Source organism: Arthrobacter sp. E3, assembly GCF_017353415.1.
Lineage (GTDB): Bacteria > Actinomycetota > Actinomycetes > Actinomycetales > Micrococcaceae > Specibacter.
In genome coordinates this window covers 21,552-42,188 of sequence record NZ_JAFMPX010000021.1, presented here as the reverse complement: position 1 = coordinate 42,188, position 20,637 = coordinate 21,552, and the positions used below count along the sequence as shown (strand labels likewise).

At 62.7% G+C, this 20,637-nt stretch carries 20 protein-coding genes and 1 tRNA gene; 9 read left to right on the top strand and 12 right to left on the bottom strand.

Features of this window, described 5'->3' with window-relative positions; genetic code table 11:
- Nucleotides 1–31 precede the first annotated feature (31 nt).
- On the bottom strand, nucleotides 32–712 hold the full coding sequence (locus JMA46_RS10510) for a response regulator transcription factor (RefSeq protein WP_207345281.1): 681 nt from the start codon (nucleotides 710–712) through the stop codon (nucleotides 32–34).
- 15 nt (nucleotides 713–727) lie between these two features.
- Nucleotides 728–1,966, bottom strand: a complete 1,239-nt coding sequence (locus tag JMA46_RS10505; protein ID WP_207345299.1) for an ATP-binding protein — start codon at nucleotides 1,964–1,966, stop codon at nucleotides 728–730.
- A gap of 169 nt (nucleotides 1,967–2,135) precedes the next feature.
- Between JMA46_RS10505 and phoU the strand changes: the two genes are divergently transcribed.
- Nucleotides 2,136–2,798: a phosphate signaling complex protein PhoU gene (gene phoU / locus JMA46_RS10500; RefSeq protein WP_207345280.1), complete on the top strand. Its 663-nt coding sequence runs from the start codon at nucleotides 2,136–2,138 to the stop codon at nucleotides 2,796–2,798.
- A 94-nt stretch (nucleotides 2,799–2,892) separates the two neighbouring features.
- Here the strand turns inward: phoU and JMA46_RS10495 are convergent, their stop codons facing one another.
- Nucleotides 2,893–3,639, bottom strand: a complete 747-nt coding sequence (locus JMA46_RS10495; protein ID WP_207345279.1) for a phosphoglyceromutase — start codon at nucleotides 3,637–3,639, stop codon at nucleotides 2,893–2,895.
- 217 nt (nucleotides 3,640–3,856) lie between these two features.
- Between JMA46_RS10495 and JMA46_RS10490 the strand changes: the two genes are divergently transcribed.
- The gene (locus JMA46_RS10490) at nucleotides 3,857–4,708 is read left to right on the top strand and encodes a class I SAM-dependent methyltransferase (RefSeq protein WP_207345298.1); all 852 of its coding nucleotides are present in this window, start codon (nucleotides 3,857–3,859) and stop codon (nucleotides 4,706–4,708) included.
- Between the two features lie 28 nt (nucleotides 4,709–4,736).
- On the opposite strand, the gene JMA46_RS10485 is transcribed toward JMA46_RS10490, so the two are convergent.
- Together JMA46_RS10485 and JMA46_RS10480 are read right to left on the bottom strand one after the other, a co-directional pair.
- Nucleotides 4,737–5,102 (bottom strand): DUF2516 family protein, encoded by a 366-nt coding sequence (locus JMA46_RS10485; RefSeq protein WP_348770122.1) that lies wholly within the window; start codon nucleotides 5,100–5,102, stop codon nucleotides 4,737–4,739.
- A gap of 92 nt (nucleotides 5,103–5,194) precedes the next feature.
- Nucleotides 5,195–6,373 carry a PLP-dependent aspartate aminotransferase family protein gene (locus tag JMA46_RS10480; RefSeq protein ID WP_207345278.1) on the bottom strand — a complete coding sequence of 393 codons (1,179 nt, stop codon included), beginning with the start codon at nucleotides 6,371–6,373 and terminating at the stop codon, nucleotides 5,195–5,197.
- Between the two features lie 156 nt (nucleotides 6,374–6,529).
- Between JMA46_RS10480 and tmk the strand changes: the two genes are divergently transcribed.
- From tmk to JMA46_RS10445, 7 genes are all read left to right on the top strand, one after another.
- The gene (gene tmk / locus JMA46_RS10475; protein WP_207345277.1) at nucleotides 6,530–7,183 is read left to right on the top strand and encodes a dTMP kinase; all 654 of its coding nucleotides are present in this window, start codon (nucleotides 6,530–6,532) and stop codon (nucleotides 7,181–7,183) included.
- On the top strand, nucleotides 7,180–8,349 hold the full coding sequence (locus JMA46_RS10470) for a DNA polymerase III subunit delta' (protein WP_207345276.1): 1,170 nt from the start codon (nucleotides 7,180–7,182) through the stop codon (nucleotides 8,347–8,349). The genes tmk and JMA46_RS10470 overlap by 4 nt, the downstream gene beginning before the upstream one ends.
- A gap of 16 nt (nucleotides 8,350–8,365) precedes the next feature.
- Nucleotides 8,366–9,913 (top strand): alpha/beta hydrolase, encoded by a 1,548-nt coding sequence (locus JMA46_RS10465; RefSeq protein WP_247647232.1) that lies wholly within the window; start codon nucleotides 8,366–8,368, stop codon nucleotides 9,911–9,913.
- Nucleotides 9,914–10,034: 121 nt separating this feature from the next.
- Nucleotides 10,035–10,110 (top strand) — tRNA-Thr (locus tag JMA46_RS10460).
- A gap of 98 nt (nucleotides 10,111–10,208) precedes the next feature.
- Nucleotides 10,209–10,775, top strand: a complete 567-nt coding sequence (locus tag JMA46_RS10455) for a hypothetical protein (protein ID WP_207345275.1) — start codon at nucleotides 10,209–10,211, stop codon at nucleotides 10,773–10,775.
- Nucleotides 10,776–10,785: 10 nt separating this feature from the next.
- Nucleotides 10,786–11,529 (top strand): zinc-binding dehydrogenase, encoded by a 744-nt coding sequence (locus JMA46_RS10450; RefSeq protein WP_207345274.1) that lies wholly within the window; start codon nucleotides 10,786–10,788, stop codon nucleotides 11,527–11,529.
- Nucleotides 11,530–11,584: 55 nt separating this feature from the next.
- Nucleotides 11,585–12,748 (top strand): low temperature requirement protein A, encoded by a 1,164-nt coding sequence (locus JMA46_RS10445; RefSeq protein ID WP_207345273.1) that lies wholly within the window; start codon nucleotides 11,585–11,587, stop codon nucleotides 12,746–12,748.
- On the opposite strand, the gene JMA46_RS10440 is transcribed toward JMA46_RS10445, so the two are convergent.
- The 7 genes from JMA46_RS10440 to JMA46_RS10410 all read right to left on the bottom strand — a co-directional run bounded on the left by JMA46_RS10440 (nucleotide 12,745) and on the right by JMA46_RS10410 (nucleotide 20,487).
- Entirely contained in the window at nucleotides 12,745–13,929 is a 1,185-nt protein-coding gene (locus tag JMA46_RS10440) for an ABC transporter ATP-binding protein (protein ID WP_207345272.1), read from the bottom strand. The two genes, JMA46_RS10445 and JMA46_RS10440, sit on opposite strands and share 4 nt — an antisense overlap.
- Complete coding sequence (locus tag JMA46_RS10435; protein ID WP_207345271.1) at nucleotides 13,926–15,524, bottom strand: iron ABC transporter permease; 1,599 nt, start codon at nucleotides 15,522–15,524, stop codon at nucleotides 13,926–13,928. The genes JMA46_RS10440 and JMA46_RS10435 overlap by 4 nt, the downstream gene beginning before the upstream one ends.
- A 5-nt stretch (nucleotides 15,525–15,529) precedes the next feature.
- A complete protein-coding gene (locus JMA46_RS10430; protein ID WP_207345295.1) occupies nucleotides 15,530–16,600 on the bottom strand; it encodes an iron ABC transporter substrate-binding protein in 1,071 nt (356 codons plus the stop codon).
- Between the two features lie 137 nt (nucleotides 16,601–16,737).
- The gene (locus JMA46_RS10425) at nucleotides 16,738–17,238 is read right to left on the bottom strand and encodes a hypothetical protein (protein ID WP_207345270.1); all 501 of its coding nucleotides are present in this window, start codon (nucleotides 17,236–17,238) and stop codon (nucleotides 16,738–16,740) included.
- 5 nt (nucleotides 17,239–17,243) lie between these two features.
- Nucleotides 17,244–17,882: a bacterial proteasome activator family protein gene (locus JMA46_RS10420; protein WP_207345269.1), complete on the bottom strand. Its 639-nt coding sequence runs from the start codon at nucleotides 17,880–17,882 to the stop codon at nucleotides 17,244–17,246.
- Between the two features lie 134 nt (nucleotides 17,883–18,016).
- A complete protein-coding gene (locus tag JMA46_RS10415; protein WP_207345268.1) occupies nucleotides 18,017–18,217 on the bottom strand; it encodes a YbdD/YjiX family protein in 201 nt (66 codons plus the stop codon).
- Nucleotides 18,218–18,219: 2 nt separating this feature from the next.
- On the bottom strand, nucleotides 18,220–20,487 hold the full coding sequence (locus JMA46_RS10410; RefSeq protein WP_207345267.1) for a carbon starvation CstA family protein: 2,268 nt from the start codon (nucleotides 20,485–20,487) through the stop codon (nucleotides 18,220–18,222).
- Nucleotides 20,488–20,637: the final 150 nt, after the last annotated feature.

Below are 20,637 nucleotides of genomic sequence, written 5' to 3'. Positions count from 1 at the left end.
CCATGATCGTGTCCATAATTGTCCAAAAGGCTTAGGGTTCGAACTTGTAGCCAAGGCCTCGCACGGTGAGCAGGTACTTGGGCGCTGCGGGATCAGGCTCAATCTTGCTGCGCAGCCGCTTCATGTGCACGTCCAGGGTTTTTGTGTCCCCCACATAGTCCGAACCCCAGACCCGGTCAATCAACTGACCGCGGGTCAACACCTTTCCGGCATTGCGCAGCAGCATTTCCAGAAGTTCAAATTCCTTCAGCGGAAAGCCCACTGCTTCCCCGTGGACACTGACAACATGGCGCTCAACGTCCATGCGCACGGGTCCGGCCTGCACGGTGGAATGCAACAGCTCCTCCGGTTCCGCTTGGCGCCGCAGTACAGCCCTGATCCGTGCGATCAATTCGCGTGAGGAGTACGGCTTGGTCACATAGTCATCAGCACCGAGCTCCAGCCCCACCACCTTGTCGATTTCAGAATCCTTGGCGGTGAGCATGATGACAGGCACATTGGAGCGTTGGCGCAGGTGCCGGCACACTTCCGTGCCGCTCATGCCCGGCAGTTGCAGGTCCAGAAGCACCAAATCGGCACCGCTGCGCTCAAATTCCAACAGCGCGTCCAGCCCGTTGTCAGCAACACGAACCTCATACCCTTCCTTGCCCAGCAGGAATGACAACGGGTCACTGATGGACTCTTCGTCTTCAACTATCAAAATTCTGCTCACGCTCGTTGCGCTCCTTTAGATCAAGCCGGGGTGCCGATCGGCGCTGTGGTGCGTGCCGCCGTCGGACGTTGGAAGTGAAAGCTGGGGAAGGCGTACCGTGAAGGTCGACCCCATTTTCGGGGCAGACCAAAGGGTCACTTCCCCGCCGTGGTTGCTCACGATGTGCTTGACGATGCTCAGGCCCAGCCCGGTGCCGCCGGTGTGCCGGGAGCGGGCGGCATCCACACGGTAGAAACGTTCGAAGACCCTGTCCTGCTCCTGCGGGGTGAGCCCGTCGCCCTGGTCGGAGATGCTGACGGAGACGACGCCGGCCCCCACCGCCAGCCCGATGCCCACCTGTGTATTCTCGGGGGAATACCGCACGGCGTTGTCGATCAGGTTGCGCAAGGCGGTCACCAGCTGGGCGTGGTCGCCATGGACGGCGGCAGGCTGGGACGGACCGACGACCAGCGTGATGTTTTTGCCCTGTGCCGGGAGCCGGGTCCTGTCCACCGCCTCCGCAATCACGGAGTCCATATCCACGGCAGTGCCGGCAAGGGCCACATCCTTGCCCTGCAGACGGGATAGTTCAATGATGTCCTGCACCAGAGCCGCCAGACGTGCCGATTCCGTCATCATGCGCGAGGCAAAGCGGCGGACGGTGGCCTGGTCCTCCGGCGCGGACTCAATAGCTTCGGCCAGCAGTGAAAGGGCGCCGACGGGAGTTTTGAGCTCGTGCGACACATTCGCCACAAAGTCGTTGCGCACGGCTTCGGTGCGGGCAATCTCGGTGCGGTCATCGGCCAGCAGGAGAATGTACTCCTCCCCCAATGGCGCCACCCGGACCTGGATCACGAGCGTGCCCTGCCCCGGCGCACCCTGGATCCTTGGCAGTTCCGCAGCGATGGGCTCCCCCGAGACCGGGTCCACGGCCGCTGGCGGCAGCACCCGCGGCAGGGTCAGGTCGCGTTCTTCAATGACCCCGTCACGGCGCACCCGGTGGGCCAGTTCCAGCAGTTCCTGATGGACCACCGTGTGCCCTCGCACCAGGCCAAAGGCGTAGGCACCGGCACTGGCGCGCACCACGCCGTCGACCGTGTCAATGACGATGTAGGCCTTGCCCACCACGGAGAGGACTTCGGCGGAACCATCGGGAAGGGCGGGTTCGCCGATGTCCAGAGAGAGCTGGCGGGTGCGTTCGCTGAGACTGAAAGCGAACATGCCAAACACGCCCAAGGCCAGGCCAATGAGCCCTGCCACCAGTCCAACCACCAAGGGATCCACGGCACAAGCCTATGCGGTGGCGGCGGCAATTGTGCCAAAACCGCCTGCCGTCCCCACTCGTTCAGCAAACGTTCACCTTGCCGTGCCGCCGCGTTCACGTTCAACTGGCAGGCTGAGGGCAACGAGGGCCCCACCGCCCTGCCCATGAAAGGACACACGCGTGCGTAAAGTTTTCCAGGCCGAGCTCCACCAAATCGGTGAGGGACTCATTGAGATCTCCGCACTGGTGTGCGAGGCCATCACGAAGGCCACAACTGCATTTGCCGCAGCAGACCTGCAAGCTGCCCAGGAGGTCATTGCTGCCGACGCCCGCATCGACTTCCTGCAAAATGACTTGGACGAACGGGCCATCGACGTCTTGGCGTTGCAGGGGCCGGTGGCCAGCGACCTGCGCATGATCGTTGGTTCGCTGCGGATGAGCGCCTCGCTCGAACGGATGGGCGACCTGGCCCGGCACATCGGCCAACTGACCCGGCTGCGTTTCCCCAATACGGTGATCCCGGCGCCGCTGACAGCGACATTTGCCGAGCTGGCCAGCCTGGATATTCTGATCGCGGAGAAAGTCACTGAGTTGCTGGACACCCGCGACCTTGAACTCGTGGCGGACATCGCCGCCGCCAAGGCCCGCATCAGCAAGCTCCACAAGACCGTGTTCTCCACCATCGCCTCCCCTGACTGGCAGGAAACACCGGCTACCACTGTGGACGTCACGCTGGCCAGCCGCTACTTTGAGCGCTTTGGCGACCATGGCGTGTCAGTGGCACGCAAGGTCTCCTACCTCGTCACGGGAGAGTGGCAGCCCGAGGACTTCCTGGCTAGCTAGATCCGCCGGGAAACGACGGGTCCGCTAATGTAAAAGCGGGACGGAACCTTTACCAGTGAAAGGTTCCGTCCCGCTTTCGTGCTATAACGTCGTGTTACTTCTTGCCCTGGTTTGCCACAGCGAGGATGGCGGTCTCTGCTGCATCCGGGTCCAGGTACCGGCCACCGGGGTTGATGGGGGCGAAGTTCTCATCCAGTTCGTACAGCAGCGGGATGCCGGTGGGGATGTTCAGCGCCGAGATGGCGTCGTCGGAGATGCCGTCCAAGTGCTTGACCATGGCGCGCAGCGAGTTGCCGTGGGCCGTGACAAGAACAGTCTTTCCAGCCTTGAGGTCTTCCTTGATTTCTGCTTCCCAGTACGGCAGCAGACGTTCCAGCACGTCCTTGAGACATTCCGAACGCGGCATGTCATCGCCAAGGTCCGCGTAGCGGGGGTCGTTGATCTGCGAGAATTCGCTGTCATCTGACAGGGGCGGCGGGGCGGTGTCGTAGCTGCGACGCCACTCCATGAACTGCGCCTCACCGAATTCGGCGAGCGTCTGGACCTTGTCCTTGCCCTGCAAAGCACCGTAGTGGCGCTCGTTCAGGCGCCAGCTGCGCTTGACGTCGATCCAGCCACGGTCGGCTTTCTCCAGCGTCATGTTGGCCGTGTTGATGGCACGCTTCAGGCGCGAAGTGTAGACCACGTCCGGTAGGAGGTTGTTCTCCACCAGCAGCTCACCGCCGCGGACAGCCTCGGTGCGGCCCTGGTCGTTGAGGTCAACGTCCACCCAGCCAGTGAAAAGGTTCTTGGCATTCCACTCACTGTGGCCATGCCGGAGCAAAATCAGCGTATATGTCATGAGGCCATCCTACCGGCCGGAACCAGCTGGCTGGAATTGCTACGCTCCGCAGAAATCAGCCGTGGATGCGGTGTATGTGAGCACGTGGGTGGATGCTGCACCCGCAAAATGTGTCGCGTTCCATACCCGCTGCGCACCAAAAACGGCGGTTTCACCCATGTGCGGCAAATATAGTTTTCAGGTGGTTCAACGCGCACAGAGGGTCAAGGACGCCTCCATCGACCCCTCAAAGCGTGTGGCACGGCGCCGTGGCAAGCCCTTTGGCAACGCCACCCGCGGCACCACGAACCCGAACCGGCTGCGTCGGGTGGACCGCTGGCTGGCCGGGCCGCAGGCATGGCGGCTGCGCGGTGAGAGCCATCCGCTGGTCATTGACTTAGGCTATGGCGGTGCGCCCACAACGGCCGTTGAACTGTATTCGAGAATCCACGCCGTCTGCCCCAGCGCCCATGTCACGGGCATTGAAATGGAGCCCGAACGCGTGCGCATCGCCAAGCCGCTGGAGCACGAAGGACTCGATTTTTGCGTGGGCGGCTTTGAAATCCCGGTTCCCGGCAGGCCCAGCATGGTGCGTGCCTTCAACGTGCTGCGTCAGTACGATGAAGCCGATGTCCAGCTAATCTGGCTCACCGTCTGCTCCCGCCTGGCACCACAAGGCATCTTTGTTGACGGCACGTGTGACGAGATCGGCCGCCGTAGCACGTGGGTGGCGCTGGATGGCACGGGCCCCCTGTCACTGACTATTTCGCTCCGCTTTGGTGGTTTCACCCTGCCGTCGGACATTGCCGAGCGGCTGCCCAAGGCGCTCATCCACCACAACGTGCCGGGGGAGAAAATCCATGACTTCCTGCAGGCACTGGACACGTATTGGTTGGCGGGAGCTCCGTTGGCTCCGTTCGGCAACCGTCAGCGGTGGCTGAACATGTGCCAAAAGATGTACGACGCCGGTTGGCCGGTGGTGCGTTCACCGTCACGGTGGCGCTTGGGTGAGCTGACGGTCGATTGGGCGGCCGTGGCCCCGGTTCAGGCAACTGCCCTCATGCCCGAAGCTGTACTGACCTCCAGCTAAAGAAGCTGGGCAGTCATATCTGGCAGTCCTACCAGGAGGAGCCGCGGTTTTGCTGGCCGCGACCGCGGCCACGGCCGCGAACTTCAGCCAGCACAGGCCGGACATCGGCCAGGTAAACCCCTGCTGCGGTCACGCCAGCAAGACAGAAGATCATGCCCATCCCCAGCGGTGGAACCGTAAGCGTGGTCACCGGCACAATGACGTAGAGGAAGCCGAAGAACACTGACCCGGCCAGCACGGCCGTCCAGAACGTTTTGGTCCGTTTGCCGACCCGTTCAAAATCTGCCGCAGTGGTGCGCACGCAATCGCTCAAAGCCCAGCCTTGAATGCCCAAGGCCATTAGGCCCAAGGCCACCAGAATGAGAAATTCCACGAAGTTTACGAATCCAATCACCCTTCAAGCTTACAGGCAGCCACTGCGAAACACAGATCAGGTTTGCTGAGAAAGTGCTTGGGCTGGCTCTACTTGCCGATCTACCCGCGGTTCTACCCGCGTGCGGCCGCCTGTGCAAAGGCCCTCACCAGGTCGTTCCAAAGATCCTCGACGTTTTCGATGCCCACACTCAGGCGCAGCAGATTGGCGGGGACGCTCTCGGGTTCGTTCGCGTGGCGGCGCCGACGCTCAATAAGCGATTCCACCCCGCCAAGGGACGTGGCGGGGGTCCACACACGCAGCGCCTCCACCACCGCATTGGCCGTCTCTTCGCCGCCTGCAATCTCTATACACAGGATGGAACCGAAACCGTTCATCTGTGCCTTGGCCCTGACATGACCGGGATCCGAAGGCAGGCCGGGGAACAAAACCCGTTCCACGCCGTCGTGCAGGTCAAGACGCTGGGCCAACACCAAAGCACTGGCCTGCGAGCGCTCAACCCGCAATGCCAAGGTGCGCAGGCCCCGCAAAGCCAGCCACGCCTCGAACGGTCCGGCGATGGCGCCATGGATGGAGCGGTGGTGCAGCAGGGCTTCGCGCAGTGTGGGATTGGACGTTGCCAGGGCGCCCAGGATGACGTCGGAGTGCCCGGCCAAGTATTTGGTGACGGAGTGCAGCACAATGTCCGCGCCCAGTTCCAGCGGCTTTTGCACCAGTGGCGTGGAGAACGTGTTGTCGGTGACGATGAGGGCGCCCACGGCCTGGGCCGAGCGGCAGAGCGCGTGGATGTCGGCCACCTCAAGCATGGGGTTGGTGGGGCTCTCCAGCCACAACATGTCCGCAGCCTTGCCGCCGGCACCGGTGAGCGCCGTGATGACCTCGTCATTGTTGGCAATGTCCACAGTGCGCAGCGTGAACAGCCCCTTGGCAGCTTGTTCCTGCGCCATGACCAGTGCGCCCTGGTAGGAGTGCGTAGGCATGACGAGCACACCGCCGGCGGGAATCAGGGACAGCGCGGCGGAGGCGGCAGCCAATCCCGAACTGAAGATGAGGGCCGGCAGCGCAGCGCCTTCAAGCTGGCCCAGGGCATCTTCCAGCGGATCCCACGTGGGGTTCGAGTAACGGCCGTACGCCCTGTCCCCATCCACCACGGTGCCTGAGCCCACATACGTTGAAGAGAGCACAATGGGCGGGTTCACGGGGGAATCGTGGCCGCGCGGGGGCCGCCCTGCTGCCACCACCACGGTGTCGGCACTGAGTTCTTCCGGGTGGCTGGCAGGCTGATACGTCATACTTCCCACAGTAGACCGCACACCGCGGGCGAGCGCTGCAATATGACTTTTAGCCTCAATATTGTGGATAACCTGGCCGTTGTGGAGAACTTGTCCAAATGGTCAGTTGTCCACAGCGCCAATGCTCCTGCCAGCTTGGGCCGGTAGGCTGGTCGGGTGACTCCTACCTCTGCCCCGTCGCCGGGCTTGTTCATCGCTTTTGAAGGTGGCGACGGTGCTGGAAAATCCACCCAGGCCGCGCTGCTTGCCCAAGCCCTGTCCGACGCCGGACGAACAGTCGTGCGCACCCGTGAACCGGGCGGCACTCCCGTCGGTGAAAAACTGCGTTCCCTGGTCCTTGACCATGGGCAGGGTGAGATTGACGCCAAGACGGAGGCACTGATCTTTGCCGCCGCCCGTGCCGCTCATGCCACCCAGGTGATTGTCCCGGCCATGGCCCGTGGAGAGATTGTGCTCAGCGACCGCTACGCCGATTCCTCCATCGCCTACCAGGGCGCCGGCCGCGGCCTCGGCAATGACGCCATCTTCCAGCTCAACGATTGGGCTACGAGCGGCCTATGGCCGGACTTGACTGTTTTGCTTGACGTTTCCCCGGTATCCGGCCGCCAGCGCCGCACGGCCGGCGATAACGCCGAGGATCGGATGGAATCGGAGCCCGACGCCTTCCACTCCACCATTCGTGCAGCGTTCCTCGAACTGGCCGCAGCCCACCCCGACCGCTACCTGGTGCTTCCGGCTGGCGACTCCGTTGCGGAATTGGCCCGCGTCATCAAACACCAGGTCATGGTCCTTGTCGCGGGGCGCGCATGAGCGTCTGGGTTGACCTGCAGGGCCAGGACTCCGTGGTGGCCCAGCTACGCCGCGCCGCACAGTCCACCTCGCCCACTCATGCTTGGCTACTGACAGGGCCCCCGGGCTCCGGCCGTTCCAACGCAGCGCTGGCTTTCGCCGCTGCCCTGGTGTGTGAGCGCCCAGAACTGGCGGCCCGCGGATGCGGCGTCTGCAAAGCCTGCCACACCACGCTGGCGGGAACCAACGCGGACGTCACCTACATCGCCACGGAAAAAACCACCATCACGATCGATGAATCCCGCGCTCTGGTGCGCAAGGCCCACGACAGCCCGTCGTCGTCCCGTTGGCGGGTCATGATCGTCGGCGACGCGGATCGCATGGCCGAGCGCACAACCAATGTGCTGCTTAAGGCCATTGAGGAGCCGCCGCCGCGCACCATTTGGATCCTGTGTGCGCCCAGCCCGGCGGATGTCCTGGTCACCATCCGTTCGCGCTGCCGGACTCTGACGCTACGGCTGCCTCCCGTGGCGGATGTCGCGGCGCTGCTGGTCCGCCGCGACGGCATCGAACCGGAACTGGCGTTGACTGCCGCACGCGCCGCGCAAAGCCACATTGGCATTGCCCGCCGTCTGGCCACCGACCCCGGCGCACGCGAGCGGCGCGATGCAACCGTGAACTTGCCGCTGAAGCTGCGCGACATCTCCACAGCTGTCCAATCTGCTGCCTCCCTGCTGGAGTTGGCCCAGGCGGAGGCCTCCTCCTCCAATGAAGAGCGCGACGCCGTTGAAAAGGTGTCGCTGCTGCGCTCCCTCGGTGCACCCGAGACAGGGACGCTCCCACCGCCCATGCGTGCCCAGGTCCGCGCGCTGGAGGAGGACCAGAAGCGTCGTGCCAAGCGTTCGGTGACGGACCAGCTGGACAGGGCCCTGACCGATTTACTTTCCTTCTACCGCGATGTGCTGGTCCTGCAGCTGGATGCCCGGGGAGGGAACAGTGCCCAACATGCCGCGCTGGAGCTTGTCAACGACCCTCTGCGGGCGCAATTACAGGACTTTGCCGCCCGTTCCCGCCCCGAAACCACACTGATTCGCATGGACGCCATCAACTCCGTGCGCCGCCGCCTCACCACCACCAATGTTGCCCCCCTGCTGGCCCTTGAGGCCATGGCAGTCAGCCTGCTCTAATCACCAAAGGACTTTTATGCCTGCCGGAAAACTACGACGGCGCACCCTCCGCCGCATGCTCCTCGCTACAGCTGCGGGTATTGCTGCGCTGGCTTTGGGCTCGTGCTCCGTGCTGGCGCCGGACACGCCGGTCATGACCTCTGCCGAAGCAGACACCGTCGGAGACGTGCCCGCGAATTTGATGGACTTTTACACCCAAGCTGTGACGTGGAGTTCGTGTAACGGCGGCTTCCAATGCGCCGAGGTGAACGTGCCGCTGACGTACGAGAAGCCACAACAAGCCACCATCAAGCTCTCTGCCATTCGTCTACCGGCCACCGGCAAGCGCCTGGGTGCCATGCTGGTCAACCCCGGAGGACCCGGCGCTTCCGGCGTGAACATGGTCAAGGACGGGGGGAAGAGCTACTTCTCCAAGAAGCTGCGCGGCGCCTACGACGTGGTGGGTTTCGACCCGCGCGGCGTGCAGCGCTCGGAAGGCGTCCAGTGCCTCGACGCTGCGCAAATGGATGCGGCACGCCAGGTGGACTTTGACATGTCCACCGATGCCGGAATGGCCGCCGCCGAAGCTGAAGCGAAGAGCCAAACGAAACTTTGTGAGAAGAACTCTGGCCCCGTCCTGGGCCATATGGACACCGTCAGCTCTGCCCGGGACATGGACGTTTTGCGTGCCGTACTGGGCGACAAACAGCTCAACTACATGGGCTTCTCCTACGGCACCAAGCTGGGCGCCACCTATGCCGGCCTGTTCCCACAACGGGTGGGCAAATTCTCCCTTGACGGCGCCCTGGACCCTTCTCTCGATATTGACCAGGTCTCCTTGGGCCAGGCCGTGGGCTTTGAAAACGCGCTCAGAGCGTGGGTGAAGAACTGCCTGGGCACCAGCGAGTGCCCTGTTTCCGGAACGGTTGACGATGCTGTAGCGCAGATCCGCGCGTTGCAGTCTATCTACGTCCAAACCCCACAGCGAACCTCGGAAGGCAGGGTGGTGACGGGAACTGAGTTCACCGGAGCCATTGCCTTCACCTTGTACTCCACCGATTTGTGGGCTCCGCTCGCCGGTGCGTTGAAGCAGGCCTTTGCCGGGGATGCCTCCGGGATGTTGACGTTGGCGGACTTCTCTGCAGACCGTGACTCCGACGGAAAATACAACACCGACACACCGGCTGCTTTTACTGCCGTCAACTGCCTTGACTACCCCATGAATTCCGATCTCACCCACATGCGCGAAGAAGCAGCCAAGTTGGATCAGGCCTCCCCCACCTTCGGAAAGATACTGGGATACTCCGGCTTGTCCTGCAAGTTTTGGCCATTCCCTGCAACCGGCAAGCCCGCCCCCATCTCCGCTGCCGGTGCCGGACCCATCTTGGTGGTGGGCACCACCGGGGACCCGGCCACGCCTTACGAATGGGCGCAGGCCATGGCCAAACAGCTGGATTCCGCAGTCCTCGTCACGTGGAACGGCGAAGGCCACACAGCGTACGGCCGGGCCAATGAATGCTTGACCCAAACCGTGGACGACTACTTTGTGGACGGAAAGGTTCCGGCAGCAGGCACCACCTGTTAGGCGTTGCGGCAGGGCCTGGCTGATTGGCTTGGCGGGGTGGATTTTGTACATCAGCCCCGCGCATATTAGAGTGGTTTCTTGTGTTCAGCTGCTCACTCCAATCGGAGTTCGGCTAGCGCAGGCCTCCATAGCTCAGTTGGTAGAGCGTCTCACTCGTAATGAGAAGGTCAACAGTTCGATTCTGTTTGGAGGCCCCAACAAGAACCCTTCCATTTTTATCTAGTGGAAGGGTTTTTTGGTGCCCGGCGCCGGATTGTTACAACCGCTTTCAGCCACATCCGACGTAGCATGAAGCATGGTCGACTTAACTGCACTGGTTGCTGCACCGTCCACCGGCTTCCTTGGTGGCATCCAAGATGCTGCCCCTGCCCTGACGCTCTTGATCGCAGCCATCGCGATCATTCCCGCCTGGATCACCATCGTAAAATCGGCGAGGTCCAGCAAGCAGGGCCGCTGGTGGAGCGAAGTCCAGTGGGCGCTCGATGCGGTGTTCAGCGACAACACCGTCAAGCAAAAGGCCGGAATCAGGACGATTCTCATCCTGTCGCGCGAAAAGTGGCTGGGACAGCACGAGCTGGAAGTTTTGGATGCGGCGTGGGAGCAGTCCCTCGTCCAGTCCGCAACTGGCGGTCTTCGCGGAGAGGCACCCAGCCTCGGCCAGGAACGAGAACCCTTCCCGGAAGGAATTCGAGGCCCCGAGGCCGCCGCGAACGGTGAGCCCGACGCGCCAGAAGCCGACAGTGCAGCCAGCCGTGAAGCCAAGGGCAAGGTTCAAATCGAGGCCGCGAAGCTCAAAGTTGCCCTCGACGCCCGCCTGGCCCGCGAAACCCCCACGTGGGTTCAGACAAAGTCCAAGGAATAGCCGGGCACACATGAGAGCGTTCGTCTTGTCAGCAGCAGGTGCCAGCACGGGCTTCCCACCAGGTGAGCGTATTGCGTTCGTCAGCTCCATGCAGCCCAAGGGCGGCACATGGGCCGAATACGCGGCCGTCAAGGGAAGCTCACTGATCATCCCCATCCCGGATAACGTCGACTTTGTGCACGCAGCAGCGATCCCCGTCGCCGGCAACACCGTACTGCGCGCTTTGCACGCCCTCACCGGCATGCCGTCGGGCGGTTCGCTCTTCATCGCCGGCGGGTCGGGCGCCATCGGTACTTTGGGCATCCAGCTTGCCCGCCAGCACAAATGGCGGGTTGGCGCCTCGGCGTCGGCTGCGAACCATGGCTACCTGCGCTCGCTCGGGGCAGAATTCGTGGTCGACTACCACTGTCCCGATTGGGTTGAGCAGGTACGTCAGTGGATGCCCGACGGCGTGGACGGGGCTCTCGCCGTCCAGCCGGGCACCGCCGCGGAAACGTTGGGTGTAGTAAAAAACGGTGGCCAGCTGGTACCGATTTCCGGTGACACCGCCGCCCCTGAACGTGACATTGAGGTGGCGGGGATTCCCTATCAAGTAGAAGTGCACGCCGAGGTTCTGCAACTCATGAACGATGTTGCGGCAGCCGAGATCCACGTCGAGCTGGAACACGTCCACCCATTCGAAGACGCCCTGGCTGCACTGGCAAGAGTGCAGACGAGGCGCGCCCGCGGAAAGACCGTCCTGCAGCTTCCGTGACACCCGGTCCCGACCCACCCACCCTTTGTGGGCCGTCGAGGCATACGATGGGCGCATGCAAAAAGCTGCCCAGCATCGCACCCCGGCCCGTGAACCGGGCAGGGTGCACTGGATGGAGCTTTTCTTCGATCTCGTGTTTGTGGCATTCATCGGACAGTTGGCGCACGGCATCCACGGCAATCCAGGCTGGCCCGAATTCGGCACCTACATCCTGCTCTTCTTCCCTGCCTGGTGGGCATGGGTCAACATAGTCTCCGTTATCAACCTGCTACCGGCGCTGACGTCACGGGTATTGGGGCTGGCCATGGTCGCAGCGATGGCCGCAGCCGGACTCATGGCAGCAGCCGCCCCTGAGGCCTTTGGCGAACGGGCGTGGGCGTTCTCCCTGGCCAACACGGCCATGCGCATCCTGCTGCTTGTCCTGTGGCTTCACGAGCACCGCCACTACTCGTCGGAACAGCCGTGGCGCATCTGGATCTACAACGGTGGTACGGCCGTGCTGTGGCTTCTGGCCACGTTCCTGCCACTGTCCGTGGCCGTCATTTTGTGGGCCGTCGCCATTGCCGTGGAGGTGGGCATGATTGCGGCCAGCCGGTTGATCGGTGCGCAGCAAAATCTGGGCGGGATCAATCTGGAGCATGCTGCGGAGCGCTTGGGCCTGTTTGTCATCATCGTGCTGGGCGAATCCATCTTCACGATCGTCTCGGAGCTTGCCCAGGACTGGCACCCCGGCCCCGCCTTGGCTGCGGCACTGGGGTTTGTGATCGTGGCATTGCTTGGCTGGGCTTTCTTTCAATACGGCACCGGCACACTTGCCATGGGCCTTGAGCAACTGCGCAACCGTGAGGACTTCACCGGCATCCTGCAAACCACGCTGTTCATGCCATTCGCTCTGGTTCTCGGGGTTACCTCGATCGCCTCCGCCATCGCCACGGCGATTCCTGCTCCGTTCGCGCGGCTGCCACTGGGCGCAGCCATTGCACTGGGCTGCGGGCTTGCCCTGTTTTACGGCACGAACGCGCTCGTCTCCCTGCGCTTCGGCCTGCCGTTGCGGGCAATCCTGCCCTGGGGCATCCCCGCCGTGGTGGCCGCGCTGGTACTTGTCCCGCTAGGCGCAAGGCTGCCAGCCGCCGTCGTGCTCGGGATAGCCGTGGCCATGCTCCTGCTGCTCACCTTCCAGGCCGAAGTCAATGCCCGCCGTCGGCCAGCCGCGGCTTAGCCCTGCCAGGGGAAAACGACGCCCTCGCCCACCACTTTCAGGAAAAGTTCGGTGCCGGGGCGGGCCAGCATGGCGTTCCAGTGCCGGATGTTGATGACCTCACCACCGACCGGCTGGTGCGGATCGCGAGGGTGCTCCGCGTCGACAAGGATGGGTTCAAGCTGGATCCGCACGGTGGTTTCAGGGCCGAAGTAGTCGGTGTCCACAACGCGTCCACGGATGGAGCTGCCGCTGGAAATCCGGATCTGTTCAGGACGCAGCATCAAGTTCACCTTGCCTTGGACCTTGGGCATGCGCACGGGAATGCCACCCAGCGAGCACAATGCCAGTGAGCCTTCCAGCCAGGCCTCGAGGATGACGGCGTCGCCCAGGAATTCCGCGGTGGCCCTGTCCGCGGGGCGCGTGTAGACAACGAAGGGGCTGCCGATCTGGGCCAGTTTTCCGTCTCGCATGACGGCGACCTGGTCGGCGAAGCTCAGAGCCTCCGCCTGGTCGTGGGTAACAAGGATGGTTGTGACCCCGGCTTGTTCAAGGGTTTTCGAGACTGCCCGGCGGGTGGCGACGCGCAGCCCGGCGTCCAGCGCGCTGAACGGCTCATCCAGCAGCATCAGCTCGGGTTGGCGTGCCAGCGCACGGGCCAGGGCCACCCGCTGCTGCTGACCACCGGAAAGCTGGTGGGGCCGGCGTTTGGCGTAGGAGGCGTCCATGGAGACCATCTCCAACAGCTCACCCACCCGCCGTGCAGCGGCCTTTCCACGCAGCGGCAGCCCAAAGGCAATGTTCGCACCAACACTCAAGTGCGGGAACAAGGCCCCGTCCTGGGCCACGTAGCCAACGCTTCGCTTGTGCGCAGGAACCCACTTCTCCGGGCCTGCAACCTCGGCACCGCCCAGGGCTATCCGCCCCGCGTCCGGCGCTGAAAAGCCTGCGATGAGGCGCAGCAGCGTAGTTTTGCCTGAGCCCGAGGGACCCACAATGGCAGTGGTGCGTCCCTGCGCAACGCTCAGGTCCACGCCCTTGAGGACTTCCGTGCCGCCATACCGCTTGCGAACGTCTGTGATCTCAAGGTGGTCGGGCGCATCGCTGGAGTCATGTACGAACGTCCTGCTGCTTGGCCCCGCCGGGCGTAGGACTGCGCTATGGCGGGAACCCTGGCGGATGTCATGGGGTTGGGTAGTCATTGTCCAGCGGCTTTCTTGGATTGCACAAACAGAAGGTAGGTCATGGGCGCTGAGAGCAAAATCATCAACAATGCGTAGGGCGCTGCCCCCATGTAGTCAATTTCGCTGCTCAACAGCCAAAATTGGGTGGCCAGCGTGCGTGTGCCGTTGGGGGCTAGCAGCAGCGTCGCCGTCAGCTCATTCACAATACCCAGGAACACCAATGCCGCCCCTCCGGCCGCTGCAGGTGCTGCCAGACGCAAAGTCACGCGCAGGAACGCCACCAACGGAGGTTTGCCCAGCGCACGGGCGGCCTCGTCCAATTCACGCGGCACTTGGGCAAGGCCCGCCCTCAAGTTCACCAAGGCCCGTGGCATGAACAGCAGGGCATAAGCGGCCACCAGCACCAACGAGCTTTGGTAGATGGCAGGCACGTTGTGGACCGTGATGGTGACAAGCGCCAACGCCACCACGATGCCCGGCATGGAGCTTGAAATGTAGTTGACGGCTTCAAGGAACGTACTGACGGGCCCCGGGTGGCGGATCACCAAGTATGCCAGGGGGAACGCCAGCACAGTTGTCACCGCGGCCCCAATCAGGCCGTAGTCAAGTGTTCGCAGCAAAGAGGTGAGCAGGTCGTTTCGCATCCAGACTTCTGCGCCGCCGGCAATGAGCCAGCGGCCCACATGCCACAGCGGCACACCCAGTGCCAGCACCGCCACCGCAATCAAGGCAAGCTGGCCGGGCAGTTGGTACGCCCCCAGCCTCAATCGGGTGGGGCCCGACTGCACCCCGGCACCCACGCGGGCATAACGGGCACTGCCGCGCGTCTTGGACTCGGCCAGCAGCAGCAGCAAGCAAAACAACACCAGGACGCTGGCGAGCATATTCGCTGCGGCGCCGTTGAAGGTGGAACGGAATTGGTCGTAGATGGCCGTGGTGAACGTGTCGAACGCAATCATGGCAAAGGCGCCGTATTCGGCCAGCAGGTGAAGCGACACAAGCAGCGCACCACCGGCTGTCGCCAGCCGCAATTGTGGCAGCACCACCCTGAAGAAAACCCTCCATGGCCCCAGACCGAGAGCTGCCGCGGACTGTTCAAGCGCCGGATCCAGCCTGCTCAGCACGGCCGCCACAGGGATATACACGAGCGGGAAGTAGGAAAGCACCGAGATCAGCACACCGCCAAAGATCCCGCCGAGGGATGGGATGGCACTGACCCAGGCGTAGCTGTTCACGAAGGCCGGGATGGCCAGCGGGGCCGCCAGCAGCACCGCCCACGCCTTGTTCCCAGCCAGGGAAGTCCGTTCCACCAGCCAGGCCCCGCCAACCCCGATGAGCACGCACAACGGCACCGTGATCAGCACCAGTGAAAGCGTGTTGAACAGCAATTCGCCAACGCGCGGGCGGAACACCAAAGTAGCAATGGTGTCCCATCCGGCGTTGGCGGTGGCGACCACCACAAACCCGAGCGGCAGCAGGGAGAATGCGGCGATTAAAAGACAAAGTACAACGACGGGCCAAGGGCCGAAGCGTGAGCCCCGGCCCCCAGCAGCGTTACGTAAGTTCTTGGCACCCGACTTGCGGACCGCCGTCGTACTTTGTTGTGAAGTCATTAAAACTACAGTAGTCCAGCCTGGGTCATGAGATCGATGACCTTGGCGGAGTTCAGCTTCGCCGGGTCAATTTTGGGGGCTTGCAGGTCAGCGAGCGGAACCAGCTTGTCATTGGCCGCAACTCCCGAGGCGACCGGGTACTCGAAGCTGCCACCTGTCTGCAGGATGGTCTGGCCAGCCTTGCCCGTGACGAACTCGAGGAACTTCTGCGCGTTTTCCTGGTGCTTGCTGGAGGCCAGAACACCACCGCCTGAGATGGAGACAAACGCGCCCGGATCTTCATTCTTGAAGTAGTGCAGGGATACGTTGTTGGAGTTTTCGCCCGTCTTGGCCTGATCTCCGAACCAGTAGTAGTGGTAGATGATGGCGCCTTCAACTTCGCCGGCGTTGACGGCCTTCATCGCGGTGCTGTTGCCCTTGTAGGCCTTGGAGTTTTCCTTCATGGCCGTGAGCCACTTCGACGTGGCATCTTCACCTTCGAGCTCCAGCATGGCCGAAACAATCGCCTGGAAGTCGGCGCCGGACGGGGAGGCGGCCCAGCGGCCCTTCCACGCGGGATCGGACAGGTCCATGATGGACTTCGGCAGCTGGTCCGCGTTCAGCTTGGTCTTGTCATAGGCGAAGACGGTGCTGCGGGCGGCAATGCCTGTCCACTTGTTCGTGGAGGGGCGGTACTGGGCCGGGACCTGCTCCTGGATCTTGGCGCTCGTGTCAGCGAAGAGGCCGGCGTTCTCAACCTGCGTCATGCCCGGGGAGTTCTCCGTCAGGAACACATCGGCCGGGGACTTGGCGCCTTCTGCGACGAGCTGGTTGCTCAGTTCCAGGTCGCTTCCCGGACGAATCGTGACCTTGATGCCGGTTTCCTTGGTGAATTCATCCACCCAGGCCTGCGTCAGGGAGTCGTGCTGGGCGTTGTAGACGGTGATGGCGTCATCCGCACCGCCGGCAGCTCCACTGCTTTGCGCCGGGGAGGTGGAGCCGCCACAAGCGGCAAGGGCCAAAACGGAGGCGCCAGCCAAGGCGGCCAAGGCGCTCTTGTTGAACTGCTTCCTGGTCAAGGAGGTCAATGAGGTCATCGAGGTCATCTGGGAGCCTTTCGGCAATAGGAATAATTAGCGAACGTAAATCGATCGTAATGCATGAAAGGACAGCCTACCCTCACAAACTGTGTAATGTGACGCAGTTCTCTCAGCGTTTTATTCCGTGGGTGGGATTATTCGTTGCCTGACGACGTTTTATGCAACAATTCGCCGGCCCGATTCACGTGCTGAACCACAATGGCGGCCTTGCGTTCGACGCCGACGCTCTCCCCCGCGCCAAGCCTCACCAGCGCGATGGCTTCCGCTGTTGCAGCCAGGGCGTTGCCTGCTCGTGAGAGTTCGCGGTGCACGTCATTGAGGTATCCCCCTGTGCCCGGGGGGATTTCCATGCCTTCGCTGGGGCCTGCAGTTTGGCCCGCTGTGGCGATGTCGCGGACCACGGGCAGCAGGTCTGCAAGATTGTTCGCCACAACCACCATCGCCTGGTACGTTTCGGCCGCCTGTGCCTCGGATTGGTGGGGTGCTGGCCCGGCAGCTTCCAAACCTTCAAGCATTTGGTGGAAGCGGTCAAGGCCACGCCGGAACCTGTCGTGGGCGCGGCGCCACACACCCTTGCCCAGTTCGGCGTCGTCGAGTTTGGTCTGACGCGAGGCACCAAATAGTCCCTTGAGCATGTGCGTCAGAGGTACTGGCCGGGGCCGCCGGAATCCGGACCGCCCAGTGTTGGGCTGCCGGGGGTGTGGCCGTGGCCTGCCGGTGCCCGCTGTGGCTCACCGTTTTCGCCAACAATCACTCCGGGGGCGATCATGGTGCCGGGGGGAAGCTGACGCATGGCCAGGCGTGCGGCAGTTTGCTGGCTGGCCATGGCCTGGGCAGCCAACGCGGTTTGAATTCCGTGGAACAATCCCTCCAACCACCCGACCAGCTGTGCCTGGGCAATGCGCAATTCCGCGTCGGACGGCGAGCTGTTGTCCGCGAAGGGCAGGCTCAAACGGTTCAATTCATCAACCAGCTCGGGGGCCAGGCCTGCTTCGAGCTCCGTGATGGAGGCCTGGTGGATCTCCGCCAGCCTTGTCCGCGCTGCATCATCCAGGGGAGCACTCTTGACCTCGTCCAGCAGTTGCTTGACCATGGTGCCAATCCGCATCACCTTTGCGGGCTGGTCCACCATGTCCGAGAGACTCTGCGGCTGTTTTACGGCGTCCGTTTTCGGCTCATCTTTGGCCGCCGCAGCTTCCTGCCCGTCGCTGGCTGAGCTGTCCACCACTTCGCCCACGGCTACTGCTTCCAGATCCGAATTCTGCGCGTTTTCACTCATACTGCCAGTCTCTCACAGGGCTCCTGGATGGACTCCAACGACTCCGGGGGCTGTTGTGGTGATCGGAGGCCGCTATAGCAGCGTCCGATCACCACAACAGCCCCCGAGTGTTCGGTTCGGCTCAGAGTGGCTGCCTAGCAGCAGCGCCCTTCCGGATTTTTGTCCTGCCGGTCGGTTTTGTCGCGCCAGAACTCCTTCACCGTCATGGGTGCCACTGCGCAGCCGGTGCCCACATGGTGTTGGAGGTACTTCTCGTAGCTGTCTTCACCCAGAACACCCTTGAGGTATCTATTGACGGCTCCCAGGGTGCGTCCGGCGCTGTGCAACACATTCATCCCTAGTGGCCGGAGCTTGCTGCTTGCTTGCCGGAGTCGGCCCATTCTTTCAACAACTGCTTTTCAGTCGCGCTGGGAAGAGGGCCTGCGGGGGCAAAGATCCGCGACGCCACGGCCGGGTCCTCCATGCTGGGTCCTCCGCCTGCGCGGATGGATCGGAACGAGACGAGCACGGCCGTGGCAATGACGACGATCGAAAGGACCACGAAGATGATGGAGAGCGTGCCCTGAACCGTGGTGTTACGCACCACCGCTTCCATGGCTTCGGCGGTCTTGGCCGTGCCGAAGCTTGTCTTGCCATCAGCCAACGCCTGCTTGAACGCGTTGTGCTGCGCCCAGTAGCCGACGGCGGGCACGGTGGAGAAGATCTTCTGGAATGAGGCCACCACGGTGACGATGGTGACGAACACCAGCGGCAGGGCTACGATCCAAAGGTATTTGATGTGGGTGTTTTTGGAGACGATGGTCAGGCAGACGGCGAGCGCAATGGCCGCTAGCAGCTGATTGGCTATGCCGAACAGCGGGAACAGCGTATTGATGCCGCCCAACGGGTCGGTGACGCCCATGATCAAGATGGCGCCCCAGCCGGCCACCATGATGGCCGTGGTGACCCAGGAGCCCAGGCGCCATGACGTGTCCTTGAACTTCGGCACGAAGTTGCCAATCGAATCCTGCAACATGAAGCGGGCCACGCGGGTGCCGGCGTCGACGGCGGTGAGGATGAACAGTGCCTCGAACATGATGGCGAAGTGGTACCAGAAGCTCATCATGGCTTGTCCGCCGGCAACCTGCTGCATGATGTGGGCCAGGCCCACGGCAAGGGTTGGTGCGCCACCGGTGCGGGAGACGATGGACTGCTCGCCGACGTCGGACGCTGTTTGTGCCAGCGTTGCCGGGTCAACATGGACTCCGGTCAGCCCCAGCGAATTCACGAACGCCGCGCCACCCTCAATAGTGCCGCCGGTGGCCGCCCCCGAGGAGTTCATGGCGAAGTAGATCCCGCGGTCGATGGACAACGCGGCCACCAGAGCCATGATCGCCACAAACGACTCCATGAGCATGCCGCCGTACCCGATGTAACGGGCCTGGCGTTCCTTTTCGATCAGCTTGGGCGTGGTGCCGGAGGCAATCAGGGCGTGGAAGCCGGAGAGTGCGCCACAGGCGATGGTGACGAACAGGAAGGGGAACAGCGAACCGGAGAACACCGGGCCGTCGGAGCGGGAGGCGAATTCGCTGAACGCCGGAACGTTGATGGTGGGGCGGACCAGCACAATGGAACCGGCCAGCATGACAATGGTGCCGATCTTCATGAACGTAGAGAGGTAGTCGCGCGGGGCGAGCAACAGCCACACGGGCAGGATGGCGGCGATGAAACCATACACAATGATGGCCCAGGCCAGCGTGGTGCGGTCCAGATGGAAGAATGCCGCGCCCCATTCGGTGTGGGCGACCACGCCGCCTCCAATGATGGCCGCCAGGAGTAGCACGACGCCGATCAAGGACACTTCCATGACCTTGCCCGGGCGCAGGTAGCGTAGGTAGACGCCCATGAACAAGGCGATCGGGATGGTCATTGACACGGAGAACACGCCCCACGGGGATTCACCCAAGGCGTTGACCACCACAAGCGCCAGGATGGCGACAATGATGATCATGATCAACAAGGTAGCGATCAGTGCGGCGGTGCCGCCAATGACGCCAAGTTCTTCACGGGCCATCTGGCCCAGGGAGCGTCCGCCGCGGCGCATGGAGAAAAACAGGACAAGGTAGTCCTGCACGGCACCGGCAAGAACGACGCCGACAATGATCCAGATGGTGCCCGGCAGGTAACCCATCTGGGCGGCGAGGATGGGGCCCACCAAAGGACCTGCACCGGCGATGGCGGCAAAGTGGTGGCCAAACAGGACGTTGCGGTCCGTGGGGACGAAGTCCTTGCCGTCGGCCTTGTATTCGGCCGGAGTAGCCCGCTTGTCATTGGGCTTGAGCAGAAACTTCTCAATGACCTTGGAATAGAAGCGGTATCCGATCAGGTAGGTGCACACAGCGGCAAAAACAAACCAGATCGCGTTCACGCTCTCACCGCGCACCACGGCCAGCATCACCCAGGCGACGCCGCCCAGCAGTGCAATGGCCGCCCAAATGGCGATCTTTAGCGGCGTCCACTTGTGCGTTTCCGCTTCTGCTTCAAGATCGAGTGCCACAGGAGGCAGCTCCGGATCTTGAACGAGGACGTCGCCGGGTGCGGCAGTCCTATTCGACGGCATTGTCATATTTATCCCTACGTTGAGCCACAGTTACGGCCAGATGACAATACCAGCATGAGAAAGACCCGCATTCTCGACGTAGTCCAGGTCACGACACAAAACTGCTCAACGGTGTGTTCTTGCGCCGAAACGCGTTTCTAACGAGTCCGGAGTGTT

Excerpts from the sequence above, each read along its gene's own strand:
- JMA46_RS10495 (WP_207345279.1), bottom strand. The coding sequence starts at position 3,639 with ATGACATATACGCTGATTTTGCTCCGGCATGGCCACAGTGAGTGGAAT.
- JMA46_RS10480 (WP_207345278.1), bottom strand. The coding sequence starts at position 6,373 with ATGACGTATCAGCCTGCCAGCCACCCGGAAGAACTCAGTGCCGACACC.
- JMA46_RS10470 (WP_207345276.1), top strand. The coding sequence starts at position 7,180 with ATGAGCGTCTGGGTTGACCTGCAGGGCCAGGACTCCGTGGTGGCCCAG.
- JMA46_RS10465 (WP_247647232.1), top strand. The coding sequence starts at position 8,366 with ATGCCTGCCGGAAAACTACGACGGCGCACCCTCCGCCGCATGCTCCTC.
- JMA46_RS10455 (WP_207345275.1), top strand. The coding sequence starts at position 10,209 with ATGGTCGACTTAACTGCACTGGTTGCTGCACCGTCCACCGGCTTCCTT.
- JMA46_RS10450 (WP_207345274.1), top strand. The coding sequence starts at position 10,786 with ATGAGAGCGTTCGTCTTGTCAGCAGCAGGTGCCAGCACGGGCTTCCCA.
- JMA46_RS10445 (WP_207345273.1), top strand. The coding sequence starts at position 11,585 with ATGCAAAAAGCTGCCCAGCATCGCACCCCGGCCCGTGAACCGGGCAGG.
- JMA46_RS10440 (WP_207345272.1), bottom strand. The coding sequence starts at position 13,929 with ATGACTACCCAACCCCATGACATCCGCCAGGGTTCCCGCCATAGCGCA.
- JMA46_RS10435 (WP_207345271.1), bottom strand. The coding sequence starts at position 15,524 with ATGACTTCACAACAAAGTACGACGGCGGTCCGCAAGTCGGGTGCCAAG.
- JMA46_RS10430 (WP_207345295.1), bottom strand. The coding sequence starts at position 16,600 with ATGACCTCATTGACCTCCTTGACCAGGAAGCAGTTCAACAAGAGCGCC.
- JMA46_RS10425 (WP_207345270.1), bottom strand. The coding sequence starts at position 17,238 with ATGCTCAAGGGACTATTTGGTGCCTCGCGTCAGACCAAACTCGACGAC.
- JMA46_RS10420 (WP_207345269.1), bottom strand. The coding sequence starts at position 17,882 with ATGAGTGAAAACGCGCAGAATTCGGATCTGGAAGCAGTAGCCGTGGGC.
- JMA46_RS10415 (WP_207345268.1), bottom strand. The coding sequence starts at position 18,217 with ATGAATGTGTTGCACAGCGCCGGACGCACCCTGGGAGCCGTCAATAGA.
- JMA46_RS10410 (WP_207345267.1), bottom strand. The coding sequence starts at position 20,487 with ATGACAATGCCGTCGAATAGGACTGCCGCACCCGGCGACGTCCTCGTT.